At 71.6% G+C, this 18,816-nt stretch carries 16 protein-coding genes; 2 read left to right on the forward strand and 14 right to left on the reverse strand.

Translation table 11 applies throughout. From position 1 onward, the window contains the following. Positions 1-188 precede the first annotated feature (188 nt). Together AB0I52_RS17155 and aroH are read right to left on the reverse strand one after the other, a co-directional pair. Positions 189-1,274, reverse strand: coding sequence for a prephenate dehydrogenase (locus AB0I52_RS17155; RefSeq protein WP_363073319.1), 1,086 nt, complete (start codon positions 1,272-1,274; stop codon positions 189-191). After that, a complete protein-coding gene (gene aroH / locus AB0I52_RS17160) occupies positions 1,271-1,633 on the reverse strand; it encodes a chorismate mutase (RefSeq protein ID WP_363073321.1) in 363 nt (120 codons plus the stop codon). The genes AB0I52_RS17155 and aroH overlap by 4 nt, the downstream gene beginning before the upstream one ends. Before the next feature lie 150 nt (positions 1,634-1,783). On the opposite strand from aroH, the gene AB0I52_RS17165 reads away from it, so the two are divergent. Next, positions 1,784-2,506 (forward strand): nucleotidyltransferase domain-containing protein, encoded by a 723-nt coding sequence (locus tag AB0I52_RS17165; protein WP_363073323.1) that lies wholly within the window; start codon positions 1,784-1,786, stop codon positions 2,504-2,506. A gap of 64 nt (positions 2,507-2,570) precedes the next feature. Here AB0I52_RS17165 and AB0I52_RS17170 read toward each other — a convergent pair whose 3' ends face one another. From AB0I52_RS17170 to AB0I52_RS17225, 12 genes are all read right to left on the reverse strand, one after another. Continuing rightward, positions 2,571-3,593 carry an ADP-ribosylglycohydrolase family protein gene (locus AB0I52_RS17170; protein WP_363073325.1) on the reverse strand — a complete coding sequence of 341 codons (1,023 nt, stop codon included), beginning with the start codon at positions 3,591-3,593 and terminating at the stop codon, positions 2,571-2,573. After that, positions 3,590-4,324, reverse strand: a complete 735-nt coding sequence (locus AB0I52_RS17175; RefSeq protein WP_363073327.1) for an NUDIX domain-containing protein — start codon at positions 4,322-4,324, stop codon at positions 3,590-3,592. The genes AB0I52_RS17170 and AB0I52_RS17175 overlap by 4 nt, the downstream gene beginning before the upstream one ends. Then, positions 4,321-5,400: an AAA family ATPase gene (locus AB0I52_RS17180; protein WP_363073329.1), complete on the reverse strand. Its 1,080-nt coding sequence runs from the start codon at positions 5,398-5,400 to the stop codon at positions 4,321-4,323. The genes AB0I52_RS17175 and AB0I52_RS17180 overlap by 4 nt, the downstream gene beginning before the upstream one ends. 135 nt (positions 5,401-5,535) lie before the next feature. Continuing rightward, the gene (locus AB0I52_RS17185; RefSeq protein ID WP_363073330.1) at positions 5,536-6,741 is read right to left on the reverse strand and encodes a pseudouridine synthase; all 1,206 of its coding nucleotides are present in this window, start codon (positions 6,739-6,741) and stop codon (positions 5,536-5,538) included. Further along, positions 6,741-7,388, reverse strand: a complete 648-nt coding sequence (gene scpB / locus AB0I52_RS17190) for an SMC-Scp complex subunit ScpB (protein WP_363073332.1) — start codon at positions 7,386-7,388, stop codon at positions 6,741-6,743. The genes AB0I52_RS17185 and scpB overlap by 1 nt, the downstream gene beginning before the upstream one ends. After that, positions 7,385-8,443, reverse strand: coding sequence for a ScpA family protein (locus AB0I52_RS17195; RefSeq protein ID WP_363073334.1), 1,059 nt, complete (start codon positions 8,441-8,443; stop codon positions 7,385-7,387). Before AB0I52_RS17195 ends, scpB begins: the two co-directional genes overlap by 4 nt. 77 nt (positions 8,444-8,520) lie before the next feature. Next, positions 8,521-9,120 (reverse strand): hypothetical protein, encoded by a 600-nt coding sequence (locus AB0I52_RS17200; RefSeq protein WP_363073368.1) that lies wholly within the window; start codon positions 9,118-9,120, stop codon positions 8,521-8,523. Next, positions 9,117-10,235, reverse strand: coding sequence for a ParA family protein (locus tag AB0I52_RS17205; protein WP_363073336.1), 1,119 nt, complete (start codon positions 10,233-10,235; stop codon positions 9,117-9,119). The genes AB0I52_RS17200 and AB0I52_RS17205 overlap by 4 nt, the downstream gene beginning before the upstream one ends. Positions 10,236-10,636: 401 nt before the next feature. Next, positions 10,637-11,752, reverse strand: a complete 1,116-nt coding sequence (gene ald / locus AB0I52_RS17210) for an alanine dehydrogenase (protein WP_363073370.1) — start codon at positions 11,750-11,752, stop codon at positions 10,637-10,639. 143 nt (positions 11,753-11,895) lie between these two features. Beyond that, positions 11,896-13,959 (reverse strand): tetratricopeptide repeat protein, encoded by a 2,064-nt coding sequence (locus AB0I52_RS17215; protein WP_363073338.1) that lies wholly within the window; start codon positions 13,957-13,959, stop codon positions 11,896-11,898. Between the two features lie 247 nt (positions 13,960-14,206). Then, a complete protein-coding gene (locus AB0I52_RS17220) occupies positions 14,207-14,833 on the reverse strand; it encodes an NUDIX hydrolase (protein WP_363073340.1) in 627 nt (208 codons plus the stop codon). Between the two features lie 88 nt (positions 14,834-14,921). Then, positions 14,922-16,595, reverse strand: a complete 1,674-nt coding sequence (locus AB0I52_RS17225; protein ID WP_363073342.1) for a CTP synthase — start codon at positions 16,593-16,595, stop codon at positions 14,922-14,924. Between the two features lie 408 nt (positions 16,596-17,003). On the opposite strand from AB0I52_RS17225, the gene AB0I52_RS17230 reads away from it, so the two are divergent. Next, entirely contained in the window at positions 17,004-18,806 is a 1,803-nt protein-coding gene (locus tag AB0I52_RS17230) for a glycoside hydrolase family 15 protein (protein WP_363073372.1), read from the forward strand. Positions 18,807-18,816: the final 10 nt, after the last annotated feature.

An 18,816-nucleotide genomic window follows, 5' to 3' on the forward strand; every position in this document is an offset into this window, starting at 1 on the left:
CTTCCTGGTACACGGGGTGGGCGGGACGGGACGCGCGAACCCGCCCCGCACAAGGTTACCGAGTGCGGGCGCGGGCCCGACCACCCCTGTGGAAAAGTGCCTCCCGGCCGGGTGCCGCAAGGGCCGGGAGCCGGCCGCGAGCGTGCGTGCCGGACGCCGCGCGGCAGGCGGGACTCCGCGGACACGGCCTACGGCCGGATCGACCAGCCGCGCTCGCGCAGGGCGGCGCTGAGGCCCGGGGCGGCGCTCGGCTCGACCATGAGCTGTACGAGACCCGCCTGCTGGCCGGTGGCGTGCTCGATCCGGACGTCCTCGACGTTGACCCCGGCCCGGCCCGCGTCCGCGAAGATCCCGGCCAGCTCGCCCGGCCGGTCGCTGATCAGGACGGCGACGATCTCGTACGAGGCGGGGGCCGCCCCGTGCTTGCCCGGCACCCTGACCCGGCCGGCGTTGCCGCGGCGCAGGACGTCCTGGATGCCTTCGGTGCCCTCGCGCCGTTTCTCCTCGTCGGCGGACTGGAGCCCGCGCAGCGCGGTGACGGTCTCCGCCAGATCGGCGGCGACCCCGGCGAGGACGTCGGCGACCGGTCCGGGATTGGCGGAGAGGATCTCCACCCACATCCGGGGGTCGGACGCGGCGATCCTGGTGACGTCCCTGATGCCCTGGCCGCAGAGGCGTACGGCGGTCTCGTCGGCCTCCTCCAGCCGGGCGGCGACCATCGACGAGATCAGCTGCGGGGTGTGGGAGACCAGGGCGACGGCCCTGTCGTGGGCGTCGGCGTCCATGACGACCGGGACGGCCCGGCACAGCGCGACGAGCTCCAGGGCGAGGTTGAGCACCTCGGTGTCGGTGTCGCGGGTCGGGGTGAGGACCCAGGGGCGGCCCTCGAAGAGGTCCGCGGTGGCGGCGAGCGGACCGGAGCGCTCCTTGCCGGCCATGGGGTGCGTACCGATGTACGGGGCGAGGTCGACGCCGAGCGCCTCCAGGTCGCGGCGCGGGCCGCCCTTCACGCTGGCCACGTCGAGGTAGCCGCGGGCGACGCCGGCGCGCATGGCGGTGGCGAGCACGGACGCGGTGTGCGCCGGTGGTACGGCGACGATCGCCAGATCGGCCCGTCCCTCGGGGGCCTCGTCGGTGCCCGCGCCGAGCGCGGCCGCCGTCCGGGCCGACTCCGGGTCCTGGTCGACGAGGTGGACCTTGATGCCGCGCCCGGCGAGGGCGAGGGCCGCGGAGGTGCCGACGAGGCCCGTTCCGATGACGACGGCGGTTCTCACTGGGCGATGTCCTTGCGAAGGGCGGCGGTGGCGCCGAGGTAGACGTGGGCGATCTCCGACTTGGGGAGATAGGTCTCGATGTGGGCGAGGATCCGGACCACCCGGGGCATCGCCCCCTCGATGTCCAGCTCCTGGGCGCAGATCAGCGGTACGTCGACGATACCGATCCCGCGCGCGGCGGCGGCCGGGAAGTCGCTGTGCAGGTCGGGGGTGGCCGTGAACCAGATGCTGATCAGGTCGTCCGGGACGAGGCTGTTGCGCTCCAGGACGGTGGTGAGCAGGGCGCTGACCTGCTCGTCCATGTGTCCGGCCTCGTCCCGCTCCAGCTGGACGGCTCCGCGGACCGCTCGTACCGCCACGTCGTGCTCCTTGTTCGTCCGTACGCTTCGCGCGCTCGTGCGTACCGCTGCGTGCGCGTGGGTTTCAGCGTAGAGGGGAGGTGCGGCCGGCCGCACGGGCGCTCTGTCCGTGAGACGCGTGGCGAACACCTTGCGCGTACCCTCCCCCGCATGATCACTCCCTGCGACGAGGCGCTGGTACGCGACCACACCGTCTACTCCTGTGTGATGGGCTCGCGCGCCTTCGGGCTCGCCACGGACGGCAGCGACACCGACCGGCGGGGAGTCTTCCTCGCGCCGACCCCGCTGTTCTGGCGGTTCGACAAGCCTCCGGCCCATGTCGAGGGACCGGCCGATGAGCAGTTCTCCTGGGAGCTGGAGCGCTTCTGCGAACTGGCGCTAAGGGCCAACCCCAATGTGCTGGAGTGCCTGCACTCGCCCCTGGTGGAGCACGCCGACGCGACCGGCCGCGAGCTCCTCTCGCTGCGCGGGGCGTTCCTGTCCCGGCGGGCACACGGGACCTTCGTCCGCTACGCGCTGGGCCAGCGCCGGAAGCTGGACGCGGACGTGCGGCAGTACGGGGCGCCGCGCTGGAAGCACGCCATGCATCTGCTGCGGCTACTGGCGAGCTGCCGGGACCTGCTGCGTACGGGAGAGCTCAGGATCGGCGTGGGGGCGGACCGCGAGGAGTTGCTGGCGGTCAGGCGGGGCGAGGTGCCCTGGCCGGAGGTGGAGCGGCGCATGACGCGGCTGGCCGAGGAGAACGACGCGTCCGCCGCCGCCTCCCCGCTGCCCGCGGAGCCCGACCGGGCCCGGATCGAGGACTTCCTGATCCGCACCCGGCGGGCGTCGGCGCTGGCCGCGCTGCCGGCCGGGGGCGGTTCAGCCGGCTGACGCCGTGGAACCGCACCCGCGCCACCGGTTCGCACGACGCGTCGAACCCGCCCGTACCCATGGCTCAAGAGTCCCAGAGCGCCCCCAGCGACAGCAGGTCGCTGCGGTACTCGATCCGCTCCGACCACTCCTTGGGCCAGGCCCCCGAGCCCAGGTGCGCCCCGGCCAGTGCGCCGGTCAGGCAGCCGAGCGAGTCCGAGTCGCCCCGGGTGCAGGCGGCACGGCGCAGGGCGGTGACCGGTTCGTCGGGGAAGAGCAGGAAGCAGTGCAGGGCCGTGGCCAGGGCGTCCTCGGCGACCCAGCCGTCACCGGTCGCCTCGCAGGGATCGGTCTCCGGGGACGGGTCGCGCAGCGCGTCCTGGACGCGTTCCAGCGCGGTGAGGCACTCCTCCCAGCCCCGCTGGATGTAGAGCTCCGGCGAGGAGTCGCCCGCGTAGCGCCAGAGGTCGCCGAGCCAGCGCGTGAGGTAGTGGCTGCTGTTCTCGTACGCGTAGCTGCGCAGCTGCCCGATCAGTCCCACCGGTTCGGCGCCCTGGGCCAGCAGGTACACCGCGCGGGCCATCAGGTCGGACGCGGCGAGTGCGGTCGGGTGTCCGTGAGTGAGGGCCGCCTGCAACTGGGCGGCTCCGGCGCGCTGTTCGTCGCTCAGTCCGGGAACGAGTCCGATGGGTGCGACCCGCATGTCGGCGCCGCAGCCCTTGGAGCCGGTCTGGCTGGCCTCCTGCCAGATCCGGTCGCTGTCCAGCATCCGGCAGGCGGTCATGCAAGTGCGGCCGGGGGCGCGGTTGTTGTCGGGCGAGTGGTACCAGTCGACGAACTCGTCGCGCACCGGGCGCACCAGCCGCAGCGGGGTGAGCAGTCCGCGGTCCATGGCGGCGCGGATGCCGCGCCCCAGGGCGAGGGTCATCTGGGTGTCGTCGCTGACGATGGCCGGCCTCGGCAGCCGCATCTGGCGCCACGGCCCGCACTTGGCGAGGATCGAGGGGACGTTGTTGAACTCGGTCGGGAAGCCGAGGGCGTCGCCGAGCGCGAGCCCGGTCAGCGCGCCGGTGGCGGCCTGTTTGGTGATGGTCCTGGTCACGATCACGTGCTTCTTCCTTCCGGTCGCAGCAGTGGGGGGTGCAGGGCGGTAGCGGCGCCCGCCCCGTAGAGGGCGGCCGGTTTCCCGCGTCCGCCGGTGCGGCGCGGCGATCCCTCCACGGCCTGGACGAAGCCGGGCGTGGTGAGGACCTTGCGCCGGAAATTGGGCCGGTCCAGCTCGACGCCCCAGACCGTCTCGTACACCTGCTGGAGTTCCCCCAGGGTGAATTCGGGCGGGCAGAACGCGGTGGCCAGACAGGTGTACTCGAGTTTGGCGCCGATCCTGATCTGTGCGTCGGCGAGGATGCGGTCGTGGTCGAAGGCGAGCGCGCCGAGCTCTCCGGCGTCCCACCACCCGGCGCTGGCCGCGTCGCCGCCGCCGCGCGGTTCGGGCAGATCGGGTACGAGCGCGGCGTAGGCGACGGACACGACGCGCATCCTCGGGTCGCGGTCCGGGTCGCTGTAGGTCCGCAGCTGTTCCAGGTGGAGGGCCGAGACGGTGTCCTCGTTCAGCCCGGTCTCCTCGGCCAGCTCCCGGCGGGCCGCGCTCCCGGCGGACTCGCGGGGCAGGACGAAGCCGCCGGGCAGCGCCCACTGGCCCTTGTACGGGTCCTCGCCCCGCTCGACGAGCAGGACGTGCAGCCGGGTGTCGCGGACCGTGAAGACGGCCAGGTCGACGGTGACCGCGAACGGTTCGAAGGCGTGCGGGTCGTAGCCCTCGGGGGCGGCGGCGCTCATCGCCGCTCCGGGAGGGGTGCGGCGAAGTCCCAGCCCTTGGCGAGCAGGGCGTCGACCGCCTCGACGGCCGTGGCAAGGCGTTCCTGGCGGCTTCCGGTGAGCTCGATGAAGTTCCTTCCGGTACGGGTGAGTTCGGCGCGGAAGCGGTCGGTCGTCCAGGGCCGCAGCTCCTCGCCGTCGCGCAGCCCGTCGTCCTCAAAGGCGACGCCCTCGTGGTCGGTGAGCAGCCACAGGTGGTGGGTGACCCGGTCGGCCGCGCGCTCGACGAGCGGGTTGCGGCCGCCGGCGTACCGCTCGTGCCTGACCGCGGTGGCGAAGGAGTCGGTGTCGCAGACCAGCACCGGGGACCCGGTGCGGGCGGCCGCCTCCTCCCGGGCGTTCTGGACCTCGGCGATCAGCGCGAAGTCGTCGGTGGTGAGGACGACGTCCTCCCACTGGGCCCGCGGCCACCGGGCGCGCAGCGCGGCCAGCTCCTGTTCGCCGAACTCGCGCCCGTACTCGGCGACGTACCCGGTGAGCGCCCAGACTCCGCCGCGCCGGCGGTAGTGGGCGGCGAGGGCGCGGGCCAGCGTGGTGGTGCCGGTGGACTCGGCGCCCAGGACGACGACGCGGCGGGTGAGCGCGGCCCGCACCGGCGGTTCGAGGAAGTCCCAGCAGCCCGCCGGGTCCTCGCGCACAGCGCGGCCGGAGACCGGGAAGACCGTGCGGCCGGGGTCGACGCGGACGGGCTCGGCCCCTAAGCGGCGGGCGAGTTCGTCCCCGTACGGCTCCGAGGTGAAGACGGCGTCCACGGGCTCGGGCACGGCCGTGGTGAGGACCGCCAGGCGGGCGTCCCGGATCGCCGGGTCGTGGAGATCCGTCCGGAGGTCGTCGACGGCGCCCACCACCGTCACGTCCGGGTGCACCTCACGCATCCAGGCGACCCGGTCGGCGAGCGGGACCGACTCCACCGAGGCGGCGCGGACCAGCACGGTCAGCCGTTCGCAGCGGTCCTGGGCCGTGCGGACGAGGTGGTGGTGGCCGGCGTGCGGCGGGTAGAACCTGCCGGGCACCAGTCCGTGCGTGAAACGGTTCACCTGCCCCCCGTCCCTTAATGGTCATTATGACTATAAAGGTCGAACGCAGGTAGCAAAAGGCCCGCGGCCGGTTTCTGTCCGAAAATCGGAGTGCAGGAACCGGCCGCGGGCCGTGAGCTGTGGGTGCGGGGTGGTCTACAGACCGACCTCGCGCATCAGCATGCCCACCTCGGTGTTGGTGAGCCGGCGCAGCCAGCCCGACTTCTGGTCGCCCAGCGGGATCGGCCCGAACCCGGTCCGCACCAGCCGCTCGACCGGGAAGCCGGCCTCGGCCAGCATCCGGCGGACGATGTGCTTGCGGCCCTCGTGGAGGGTCACCTCGACCAGGTAATTCTTGCCGGTGTTCTCGACGACGCGGAAGTGGTCGGCGCGGGCGTACCCGTCCTCCAGCTGGATGCCGTCCTTGAGCCGCTTGCCCAGGTCGCGCGGGAGCGGTCCCTGGATGGCGGCCAGGTAGGTCTTCTTCACGCCGTACCGGGGGTGGGTGAGACGGTGGGCCAGCTCGCCGTGGTTGGTGAGCATGATGAGGCCCTCGGTCTCGGTGTCGAGCCGGCCGACGTGGAAGAGACGCGTCTCACGGTTGGTGACGTAGTCGCCGAGGCACTGGCGGCCGTCCGGGTCCTCCATGGAGGAGACGACGCCGGCCGGCTTGTTCAGCGCGAAGAAGAGGTACGACTGGGTGGCGACGGTCAGGCCGTCGACCTTGATCTCGTCCCTGTTCACGTCGACGCGCTTGCCCTGCTCGACGACGATCTCGCCGTTCACCTCGACGCGGGACTGGTCGATCAGTTCCTCGCACGAGCGGCGCGAGCCCATTCCCGCACGGGCCAGCACCTTCTGCAGGCGCTCGCCCTCCTCCTCGGCGCCCGGGTTGGTCCTGGGCGTCTTGATCTCGGGCTTGTCCGCGTACCTGTCGCGGTTGCGCTGCTCGATCTTGGCGTCGAGCTCGCGCGGGCGGGCCGGGGCGCCGTACGGGGCACGCCGGCCGGTGCTCCTGGCGCCGCCCGTGGCCGCCTTCGGGCCGCCCTTGGCGCCGCCGCGGGCCGCCGCGCCGCGGCCCTTGCGGGTGCCGCCGTCGCCGCCCGGCTTGTCGTTGCCGACGTCGTAGCGGCGCTCCTCGGGCCTGGGACGGCGGGGGCGCTCATCCTTGTCGTCGCGACCGGATCCGGAGACCCGGGGGTTCGGGTTGCCGCTCCTGCCGCCGCCACTCCTGGCGCCGCCGCCACTGCTGCCGCCGGCACCGCTCCTGCCGCCGCCGTTGCCGCCGCTCCGGTTGCCGCCGCTGCCGCCGCTCCTGCCGCCGCCGCTGCCGCTTCCGCTGTTCCTGCCACTGCTTCGCATCAAAATTCCGTCTTGTCGTCTGCGTGAGTATCCGGGGTGTCCGGTGCGTCCGGATCGAACGACGGCACACCCTCTAGCGTCTCAGCCTCGATCGCGTCCGCCTCGGGGAGGAAGGGCGCGAGCTCCGGGAGCTCGTCCAGGCCACGCAGGCCCATTCGCTCCAGAAAGTAGTTCGTCGTCCTGTACAGGATCGCACCTGTTTCGGGTTCCGCGCCCGCCTCCTCCACCAGCCCCCTCTGCAACAGGGTCCGCATGACCCCGTCGCAGTTCACGCCGCGCACCGCGGAGACCCGCGAACGGCTCACCGGCTGCCGGTAGGCGACCACCGCGAGGGTCTCCAGCGCCGCCTGGGTGAGACGGGCGTGCTGGCCGTCCAGGACGAAGCCTTCGACCGCCGCCGCGTACTCCGGGCGGGTGTAGAACCGCCAGCCGCCCGCGACCAGCCTGAGGTCGAAGCCGCGGCGCTGCACCGTGTACTCATCGGCCAGCTCGCGCAGCGCGCCCGCGACGGCCCGCCTGGGCCGCTCCAGCACCTTGGCCAGGTGCTCCTCGGTGGCGGGCTCGTCGACGACCATGAGGACGGCCTCCAGGGCGGGCTTGAGGTCGAGGTCCGCGACAGTGGATCCGGTGACGTCCTGCTCGCTCATGCCTTCACATCCTGCCGCTCGTCCTGCACGTCCGGTGTCTCCCGGTCGAACTCGTCCGTCACCATGGGCTCGGCCCCCCGCTCCCCGGACCGGCGCACCATGAGCTCCCCCAGCGCCTCGTCCTGGTCCAGGACCACGGCCTTCTCCCGGTAGAGCTCCAGCAGCGCGAGGAACCGCGCGACGACGGTGAGGGTGTCCGGAGCGTCCTCGGTCAGCTCCCGGAAGCTGATCTCCCCCGCCTCCCGCAGCCGCGCCATCACGATCCCGGCCTGCTCGCGCACGCTGACCAGCGGGGCGTGGATGTGGTCGATGTAGACCTGCGGCCGGGGTCTGGGCTGCATCGCCTTCACAGCCAGCCGGGCGAAGCCCTCGGCCCCGATGCTGATCACGACGTCGGGCAGCAGCTCCGCGTGATGCGGTTCGAGCCCGACGGTACGGGGGAAGCGGCGGCCCTCGGATTCGAGACGGGCGCTGAAGATCTCGGCGATGCGCTTGTACGCGCGGTACTGCAGCAGCCGCGCGAAGAGCAGGTCCCTGGCTTCGAGCAGCGCCAGGTCCCCCTCGTCCTCCACCTCGGCGGTGGGCAGCAGCCGGGCGGCCTTGAGGTCCAGGAGGGTCGCCGCGACGACGAGGAACTCGGTGGTCTGGTCCAGGTCCCAGTCCGGCCCCATGGCCCGGATGTGGACCATGAACTCATCGGTGACCTTGGACAGGGCGACCTCGGTCACATCCAGCTTGTGCTTGGAGATGAGCTGGAGCAGCAGATCGAACGGCCCCTCGAAGTTCGCCAGCCGGACGGTGAAACGACCGTCGTCGGCCGCGGGGGCGGGGACGGGGACAGGGATATCGACCGAGGGGGCCGGGGTGTCCAGGGGCTCCGGGGCGTCGTCCGGGGCTTCCGGGAGCGTTTCGCCGGCTTCGGAGGAAGGGGGCGGGGCGGGAGGTTCTTCCTCCACACCGTCGCCGTTCCCCGCCCGTCCGGGCACGGGCCCGCCCCCCGGCCCGCGGCCCAGCGGGCGGCGGGCGGTGCGGGTGGGCTCGTCGGGTGGGGGCATGAGGATCCAGGGTGCGGCGGGACACGGGCGACGGACGGCGGCCCGCCCTCCGGGGCAGGCTACCGGCGCCGCGCCCGTCAGCGGCCGCGCAGCCGCCGTACGAGGATGCTCGCGTCGCCCCGCGACTCCAGGTCGGCGAGGACGACGGCGACCGCCTCACGGACGATCCGCCCGCGGTCGATGGCCAGCCCGTGCTCGCCGCGCAGCACCAGCCGCGCGTGTTCGAGATCCATCAGCTCCTCGGCGGAGACGTAGACCGTGATCTTCTCGTCGTGGCGCTCCCGGCCGCTGGGCCTCCGGTTCGCGCCGCGCCCGCCACCGCGTCTGCGCTGCTGCTGGACGACGGGTGCGGGAACCGGCTCCTGCGAGGACGGCGGCTGCGGACGGCGTCCGGCCTGCGCGGCCGCCGCCATCCGGTCGTTCTCACCGCCGCGGCTGCGCGAGTCGCCCGCGTCGGCCCTGGCCGCGGAGTGCTCCTCGCGCGTGGAGGGAGCCGTCGCCGCGGGAGCCTCGGAGCCCGTCCCCGGGGCGTCGGCCCCGGAACCGCTCTCGCCGGGGGCCGGTGCGGGCACCCGGGCCTCGCCGTTCGCCTTGCGCCGCCGTTCCGCGGGGGACGAGGACTGCAGCCCCATCCCCCCGGTGGTACGGAACAGTTCGTCGGCCCCCGGCAGACTCACTCGGCGTGACACCGGGCGAGCACCTCCCTGGCGAGCTGGCGATAGGCGGCGGCACCGACCGAGTTGGACGCGTACGTGGTGATGGGCTCGCCGGCGACCGTGGTCTCCGGGAAGCGCACCGTGCGCCCGATGACGGTGTGGTACACGTGATCGTCGAAGGCCTCGACGACGCGCGCGAGGACCTCGCGGCTGTGCACCGTACGGGAGTCGTACATGGTGGCGAGGATGCCGTCGAGCTCCAGTTCCGGGTTGAGCCGCTCCTGGACCTTCTCGATGGTCTCGGTGAGCAGCGCCACGCCTCGCAGGGCGAAGAACTCGCACTCGAGCGGCACTATCACCTTGTGCGCGGCCGTCAGGGCGTTCACGGTGAGCAGGCCCAGCGAGGGCTGGCAGTCGATCACGATGTAGTCGTAGTCGGCCATCAGCGGCTTCAGGGCGCGCTGCAGGGTGGACTCCCGGGCGACCTCGCTGACCAGCTGGACCTCGGCTGCCGACAGGTCGATATTGCTCGGCAGCAGGTCCATGTTGGGCACGGCGGTCTTCAGGAGGACCTCGTCGGCCGCCATGCCCCGCTCCATGAGCAGGTTGTAGACGGTGAGGTCGAGCTCCATCGGGTTCACGCCGAGACCGACCGACAGGGCTCCCTGCGGGTCGAAGTCGACGAGCAGGACACGCCGTCCGTACTCCGCGAGCGCGGCACCCAGGTTGATGGTCGACGTGGTCTTGCCGACGCCGCCCTTCTGGTTGCACATCGCGATGATCTTCGCGGGACCGTGATCGGTCAGCGGGCCCGGGATAGGGAAGTAGGGCAGGGGCCGGCCGGTCGGGCCGACTCGCTCGCGGCGCTGCCGGGCGGCGTCGGGCGCGAGAGTGGCCGCGTACTCCGGATCGGGCTCGTACTCGGCGTCGGGGTCGTAGAAGCGCCCTTGGGGCGCCTCGTCGAAGTCGGCGAAGTGGGCGGTGTCCCGGCCACTCTCGTTGCCGGCCGTGGCGTTCACGTGTAGGCCGTCCATCATCTGGGGGGCTGTCGTCATGTGCTGGTGGGTGGCGAAGGTGCGGACAGCGACGGAGCCGACAGCCTCCAGCCCGATCGGGCTCTGGCCCCGTGCAGGCATCCCTGAATGAACACCCCCGGGAGTAAATGTCGACTCATTCACAAGTCGTCTTACCTCCTTGGACGTGACCAGGAAACTTATCGATAGGTCAGCGTGGCACCATGCCGACGATTGGCGACTCTATGGCGTGCCACCGCTCCGCAGCAACACAATCCGCCGGACCCGGCCCGATGTGTCGGCAATCGAACACCCCTCTGTCAAGGGTGCGCAGCCCCCCGGGGGCACTTTTCACGGGTGCACGAATCGGTTAAAGGGTTACGTTCGAGGCGAGTTGCGCGGGGCCCGCGAGAGCCCGGACACACGTCCGGCCGGACCTTGCCGAGCAAGGTCCGGCCGGACGCACGAGGTTGACGGGAAGCGGAGAGGAACCCCTCCCACGCCCGCCGGGAGATGGGGGACCGTCAGCCGAGAAGCGTGCTGAGTTCGACGTGGTCGAGGCCGTGCGCCTCCGCCACCTCGCGGTAAACGACCTGCCCGTCATGGGTGTTGAGCCCCTTGGCCAGTGCGGCGTCACGGCGCAGCGCCTCGGCCCAGCCGCGGTTCGCGAGCTCCACGATGTAGGGCATCGTCGCGTTGGTGAGGGCGTACGTGGAGGTGTTCGGCACCGCGCCCGGCATGTTGGCGACGCAGTAGAAGACCGAGTCGTGAACCATGAAGGTCGGCTCGGCGTGCGTCGTCGGGTGGGAGCTCTCGAAGCAACCGCCCTGATCAATTGCAATGTCGACAAGTACACTTCCGGGCTTCATCTTGGCGACGAGCTCGTCGGTGACCAGCTTCGGGGCCTTCGCGCCGGGGATCAGCACGGCGCCGACGACCAGGTCCGCCTCGACGACGGCCTTCTCCAGTTCGAAGGCGTTGGAGACGACCGTCTGCACCTTGGTGCCGAAGATCCTGTCGGCCTCACGGAGCTTGTTGATGTCCTTGTCGAGCAGCGTGACGTGGAAGCCGAGACCGACGGCGATCTGCGTGGCGTTCCAGCCGGAGACACCGCCGCCGATGATGACGGCCCGCCCGGCGGCCGTACCCGGGACGCCGCCGGGCAGCACACCGCGGCCGCCGGCCGAACGCATCAGGTGGTACGCGCCGACCTGCGGGGCCAGCCGGCCGGCGACCTCGGACATCGGGGCGAGCAGCGGCAGCGCGCGGTTCGCGGTCTCGACGGTCTCGTAGGCGATGGCGGTGGTGCCGGACTCCAGCAGCGCGTCCGTGCACGCACGGGAGGCGGCGAGATGCAGGTACGTGAAGAGGGTCTGGCCCTTGCGGAGCCGGTGGTACTCCTCGGCGACCGGCTCCTTGACCTTCAGCAGCAGGTCGGCGGTGGCCCATACCTCGTCGGCGGTGGGCAGTATCTGCGCCCCGGCGGCGACGTACTCCTCGTCCGTGATGGAGGAGCCGGCCCCGGCATTCTCCTCGACGACGACCTGGTGGCCGTGACGGACGAGCTCGTGCACACCGGCAGGCGTGATCGCCACGCGGAACTCGTTGTTCTTGACTTCGCGGGGGATGCCGACCTTCACGTCGATCACGGTCCTTGGCTCAGAGGGTTACCCGGGCACAGCGATACATACCCGCATATACGCAGCGTAAATGGAGACACCGCGAACACCCGCGGCAGAGCCAGTCTAATGAAGGGCTTCCCGCTGTCTAGCCTTACAAAGCATTAATTTTTCGTCGACCCACTACGGATTTCGTAGGCTGCGCTCTCCTCGCCCAGCAATCTGTCGGCTGCGCCCCGGTGCAGTCCCGCGGCGGCCGGGTCGCCGAGCCGGTCGAGTGTGTCGGCCAGCCGCAGCTCAAGGGCGGCCTGCAGTCGTACGTCCTTGGCCTGCCGCGCCCATTCGACGGCCTCCCGGCAGGTCTGCAGCGACTCCTGCGGACGGCCCGCGTACTCCTGGACCCGGGCGACCTCGCTGAGCGCCCGCGCCTGGGCGGGCAGATCGCCGAGTCTGCGGTAGCCGGCCGCCGCGGCCCGCCAGTTCCGCAGCGCCTCGCCGTACCGTCCGGAGTAGGTGTGGACGGTGCCCAGCCGCCCGTACAGCCGCGCCTCGTCGGCCTTCTCGCCCTGGGTGAGCCGCTGGGCGAGCGCCCGGCCGTACCAGTCGGAGGCCCGGTGGAAGTCCCCCAGCTCCGCATAGGCACCGCCCACGGATTCCATCGCGCGTCCGGTGGCGTACAGGTCCTTCGCGGCCCGTCCGGCATCCAGCGCCGCCCGGTAGCGGGCCAGCGCCTCCCGGGTCCGGCCGGTCCCTGCGTCCAGGTCGGCGAGGTTGAGCAGGGCCGCCGCCCGTTCGCGCGGCAGCTCGCGCCGTTCGGCGACCGCCAGCACCAGACCGTGCAGTCCGTACAGCTCGGGTGCGGCTGCCTCGGTGCCTTCGTGCACCGCCAGCGCCCGCACCAGTGCGGCCACCAACCGTCTCGCCAGCGTGTCGAGTTCACCGTCCTGCACGGCGATCCGGGCGGAGGCGAGCAGTGCGGGGCGGCGGATCCGCAGCCATTCGGCGGCGGCATCGGGACCGGGGAAGCGCAGGGAGCGCGGCAGCCCGGCGAGTCTGCGCCGGGCCGGGGAGCCCTCGGGTTCGGTGACCGCCCGGCAGGACTGGAGCCGGCGCACCGTCCGCTCCAGCATCCTCGCCTGCGCGAGCTGGATCTCGGCCGGCCGGTCCCGGTCCTCCAGGAGCGCCCGCAGCAGCGGGGCCAGACAGCCGGGCACCTCGTACTGCGGCCGGCCGGCCGCGTCACCGCGCAGCACTCCGAGCCGCACGAAGTCGTCGAGCGTGGTCTGGGCGGCCGAGACGGAGCAGCCGGCCAGGGCGGACGCGGTGTGGGCGTCGGCGAGTCCGGCGGGGGCGAGGGAGAGCAGTCGCAGTATCCGGGCGGCGGTCGGCGGCAGTGTGTCGTGGATCAGCCGGAAGGCGCGGGCCAGCGGGCGGGCGCCGGTGGACTGCTCGGAGTCGTCCGGCAGTTCCCGCAGCTGCTTGGTGACGTCGGCCACCGAGGCCGTCGGGTGCGCGGCCAGCCAGCCCCCGACCATGACGAGTGCGGCGGGCTGTCCCCCGCACTCCTCGGCCAGCGTCTCGGCGGTCCGCGGATCGACGGTGATGCGGACCTGTCCGATGGTGCGGGCGAGCAGCTGGACCGCCGGGCCCGCCTCCAGTCCGCCGATGGTGCAGGGCCGGACGCCGGGGATGCCGGTCAGCGGGCCCTGCGCGGTGGCGACGACCAGGCAGTCCGGGTTGTCCGGGAGCAACGGATCGACCTGTTCGGCGTCCGGTGCGTCGTCGATCAGCAGCAGGGACCGGCGTACGGCGAGGGCCTCGCGCACCATCTCGGACAGTTCGTCCTCGTCCGCGCCGGGCGGTCCCACCACGTCCAGCTGGCCCAGCAGGTCCCGGGCGGCACGCTCGGTGGGGACCGGGGCGCCGCCCGGTTCGGTGAGCCGCACGCGGAGCAGGCCGTCGGGGTAGTCGCCGGTGGCGAGCAGCCGTCGGGTGAGTTCACCGGCCAGCGCGGTGCGGCCGGAACCGGGACGTCCGGCGATCAGCAGGACCCGGGCCCGGCCGCTCTTGCGCCCGGCGATGGTGTCCAGTCCGGCCCGTTCGATGTCGGCCCGGAGCTCCTTCAACTCGCGCTCACGCCCGAAGAATTGAGGGGGTTCGACGGCTTCCGGCTCCTCGGTCCCCGCTGCCTCGGCCGGGCCGCTGGTGTCCACCGCCTGATCCGTCACGGGCCACGCTCCACTTCGCTGCACGCGTCGCCCGCCGGGACTCCGGTCAGGGCATTCCGAGCGTAGTTCAGGCGGGTGGGCGAATCCGGTGGAGCGCGGCGGGTACGTCCCCCGATCGGATCAGCATCTTTTCCGATCGGGGGTGATCCGGGACGTTCCGGGGTGGTCCTGAATGGCTCAGGACGGTCCGGGGGGAGCGGCTGTGCGGCGGCCGCTCCCCCGGTTCTCCCGGAACCCCGACGGCCCGTCAGGCCTCGAACGGGCGGGCGGGCCAGGGCGCCTCGGCGGGCCGCAGCGATTCGACCCCGTCGCCCGCGAGCACGGCGGCGAGCGACAGCACGCCCACCACCAGGCAGTTGTTGTGCAGGTCCCCGGCGAGCACCCCGCGTACGAGGTCCTGGAGCGGCACCCGGGCCAGCTCCATGTCGGCCTCCTCCTCGGAGACCTCGAAACGCTCGCCGTCCGCCTCGGAGATGTTCCGGGCGAGGAAGATCCGTACGGCTTCGTCGCAGCCGCCCGGCGTGGTGTAGACGTCGGTCAGCACCCGCCAGTCCTCGGCCTTGACGTACGCCTCCTCGTAGAGCTCGCGCTGCGCGGCGTGCAGCGGGTTCTCACCGGGGATGTCGAGCAGTCCGGCCGGGATCTCCCACAGCTTGTGGCGCACCGGGTGGCGGTACTGGCGCAGCACCAGGACGCGGTCCTCGTCGTCGAGTGCGAGCACGGCGACCGAGCCCGGGTGGACCTGGTAGTCGCGGCGCACGACCGTGCCGTCCGGCATGGCGACGTCATCGGTGCGGACGCTGGTCTTGTTGCCCCGGAAAGGAGTCTCGGTCGCGGTGACCGGCCACTCCTCGGGCGTGTCCTGGAAACGCATCTACGTCCTCCCACAAAAAACAGTGACCGGGGTACCCGTCCTCGAAGGACGCGTACCCCGGTCAACCGTAACGCCTGCGGGGGCGCCGTTACTTGCCCGGCGTGCCCTCGGCCGCGGCGCCCGTCCTGCGCGCGACGGCCGCCTTCACCAGGCCCGCGAACAGGGGGTGCGGGCGGGTCGGGCGGGAGCGCAGCTCCGGGTGCGCCTGGGTGGCGACCAGATAGGGGTGGACCTCGCGCGGGTACTCGACGTACTCGACGAGCTTGTTGTCCGGGGAGGTGCCGGAGAAGACCAGACCGGCCTTCTTCTCCAGTTCGGCGCGGTAGCTGTTGTTGACCTCGTAGCGGTGGCGGTGGCGCTCCTCCACGTACGGCTGGCCGTCGTACGCCTCGCGGACCAGCGAGCCCTCCGCGAGCTTCGCCGGGTAGAGGCCGAGCCGCATGGTGCCGCCCAGGTCGCCCGCGCCCTCGACGTACGCGAGCTGCTCCTCCATCGTCGAGATGACGGGGTGGGCGGTGGCGGCGTCGAACTCGGTGGAGTTGGCGTCGGGGATCTCGGCGAGGTTGCGCGCCGCCTCGATCACGATGCACTGGAGACCGAGGCAGAGGCCGAGCAGCGGCACCTTGTTCTCACGGGCGTACTGGATGGCGCCGACCTTGCCGATCACACCGCGCTCCCCGAAGCCGCCCGGGATGCAGACGGCGTCGACGTCGCCGAGCTGCTTCTTGGCGCCCGCCGGGGTCTTGCAGTCGTCGGAGGCGACCCACTTGACCTTGACGCGGGCCTTGTTGGCGAAGCCGCCGGCCCGGATGGCCTCGGTGACCGAGAGATAGGCGTCGGGCAGGTCGATGTACTTGCCGACCAGGGCGACGGTGACCTCGTGGTCGGGGTTGTGGACGCGGTCCAGCAGATCGCCCCAGACGGTCCAGTCGACATCCCGGAACGGCAGGTCGAGCTTGCGCACCACATAGGCGTCCAGGCCCTCGGAGTGCAGCACCTTCGGGATGTCGTAGATCGACTTGGCGTCCGGGCAGGCCACCACGGCGGCCTCGTCGACGTCGCACATCAGCGAGATCTTGCGCTTGATCGCGGTCGGCACCTCGCGGTCGGCGCGCAGCACGATCGCGTCCGGCTGGATACCGATGTTGCGCAGCGCCGCCACGGAGTGCTGGGTCGGCTTGGTCTTGAGCTCACCGGACGGGCCGATGTAGGGCAGCAGCGAGATGTGCACGACGAAGACGTTGTCCCGGCCCACCTCGTGGCGGACCTGACGGACGGTCTCCAGGAACGGCAGCGACTCGATGTCGCCGACCGTGCCGCCGACCTCGGTGATGACGACGTCGACGTCGTCGGTGGCCATGCGGCGGATGCGGTGCTTGATCTCGTTGGTGATGTGCGGAATGACCTGCACCGTGTCACCGAGGTACTCGCCGCGCCGCTCCTTGGCGATGACCTGCGAGTACACCTGGCCGGTGGTGACGTTGGCGGAACCGTCGAGGTCCACGTCGAGGAAGCGCTCGTAGTGGCCGATGTCCAGGTCGGTCTCGGCGCCGTCGTTGGTGACGAACACCTCGCCGTGCTGGAAGGGGTTCATCGTGCCCGGGTCGACGTTCAGATAGGGGTCGAGCTTCTGCATGGTGACCCGAAGGCCGCGCGCCTTGAGCAGGGCGCCGAGGCTGGAGGCAGTCAGACCCTTGCCGAGGGAAGAGGCGACACCCCCGGTGACGAAGATGTGCTTGGTCGTCGTGGATGAGGGCTGCATAGCCAAAGGGGGCTCCCGTGGTCGCGATCGTGAGGTGCGTTCCGGCGTTGCCGTCCGGAGATTTCCGGAGGCGCCGTCGCTGCGGTTCGGGGGCCTCGTCTGCTGTCGCCAGACGACCACCGGTCCACGGGCTACCAGGGTATCAGCGACGAGGGGAGCCTGCTTCCGGCCACACCCGGCACAGTCACCACACACGATCACCGCATGTATTTCACGCCACACCCGTTCGGCTCATCTCTCTTCCCAAGACCGTCGCGCGGATCACCCAGGTGCGTCGTATCCTGCTCGCACACTCGCCCAGGGCGAGGTATGAGCTTGCAGATTCCCCCACTTCAACCCCTAGCAACGACCTCTTGACCCGCAGTAAGCGCCCCACGGGGCGACATGGCCGTTCGACTGGAGATGCACGTGGCCGGGCGCATCGAGGATTACGCACTCATCGGAGACATGCAGACCGCAGCCCTGGTCTGCCGGGACGGTACAGCCGACTGGCTGTGCCTGCCCCGCTTCGATTCACACGCCGTGTTCGCGGGACTTCTGGGTACCGAGGAGCATGGCTTCTGGCGCCTGGGGCCGGCCCGCGCCGAGGGCGCGGAACCGCCCTCCGCGGACCGCCGCCGGTACCGCGGTGACTCACTGATCCTGGAATCGGAGTGGGACACACCGCGCGGCACGGTCAGGGTGACCGATTTCATGCCGCCGCGTGACGGCGCACCGCAGCTGATCCGGATCGTGGAGGGAGTCAGCGGCCGGGTGCCGATGCGCTCGGAACTGCGGATGCGGTTCAGCTACGGGCGGGTCACCCCGTGGGTGCACAAGGTGGACGGCCGTACGGTCGCCGTCGCGGGCCCCGACTCGGTCTGGCTGGACACCACGGCCGAGACCTTCGGCGAGAACCTGACGACGTACTCGGACTTCATCGTCGCCCCCGGTGACCGGATCGCGTTCACCATCAGCTGGCAGCCCTCGCACCACGGACCGCCCGCGCTCCCGGACCCGGAGGGTTCGCTGGAGGCGACCGCGGACTTCTGGCACGAGTGGGTCGCCCAGTGCACGTACCACGGGCCCTACCGCGAGGCCGTGGTCCGCTCGCTGATCACCCTGAAGGCCCTGACGTACGCGCCGACCGGGGGCATCGTCGCCGCGCCCACCACCTCGCTGCCCGAGGACATCGGTGGCTCCCGCAACTGGGACTACCGCTACACCTGGCTGCGCGACGCCGCGATCACGCTCTCCTCGCTGCTGCGCACCGGCTACCGCGAGGAGGCCCGTGCCTGGCGCGAGTGGCTGCTGCGGGCGGTCGCGGGCGACCCCGAGAACCTGCAGATCATGTACGGGATCGCGGGCGAGCGGGAGCTGGGCGAGGCCGAGCTGGAGTGGCTGCCGGGTTACGAGGGCTCCGGCCCGGTCCGGGTCGGCAACGGCGCGGCGGGCCAGCTCCAGCTGGATGTGTACGGCGAGGTCACCGAGGCGCTGCACCTCGCGCACATGACGGGGCTGGCCCGCAACGACTACGCCACCGGCCTCCAGCTCAAGCTGATCGAGTACCTGGAGAAGCACTGGGAGGAGCCGGACGAGGGCATCTGGGAGGTGCGCGGGCCGCGCCGGCACTTCGTGCACTCCAAGGTGATGGCCTGGGTGGCGGTCGACCGGACGATCAAGCTGATCGAGGCCGGGGACGCGGACGGGCCGCTGGAGAAGTGGCGCGAGCTGCGCGACGACATCCACCGTGACGTGTGCGACCGCGGGTACGACAAGGAGCGCAACACCTTCACCCAGTCCTACGGGTCGAAGGAGCTGGACGCCTCCCTTCTGCTGATCCCCCAGATGGGCTTCCTGCCGCCCGACGACAAGCGGGTCATCGGCACGATCGAGGCGATCCAGCGGGAGCTGTCCACCGAGGACGGCTTCGTGCTCCGCTACCCCACCACCGGCGAGAACGCCGGTGTGGACGGTCTGGAGGGCGACGAGGGCGCGTTCCTGGCGTGCTCGTTCTGGCTGGCGGACGACCTGGCGATGATCGGCCGGGTCGACGAGGCCCGCCAGCTCTTCGAACGGCTGCTGTCCCTGCGCAACGACCTGGGCCTGCTGGCCGAGGAGTGGGACTCGCGGCTCCAGCGCCAGGTGGGGAACTTCCCGCAGGCGTTCAGCCATGTGCCGCTGATCGACACGGCACTGCGGCTGACGGCGAGCGGGGCGTACGTGGGGTGACGTTGTGGGA

The organism is Streptomyces sp. NPDC050423 (assembly GCF_040655445.1).
In the GTDB taxonomy this organism is placed as follows: Bacteria; Actinomycetota; Actinomycetes; order Streptomycetales; family Streptomycetaceae; genus Streptomyces.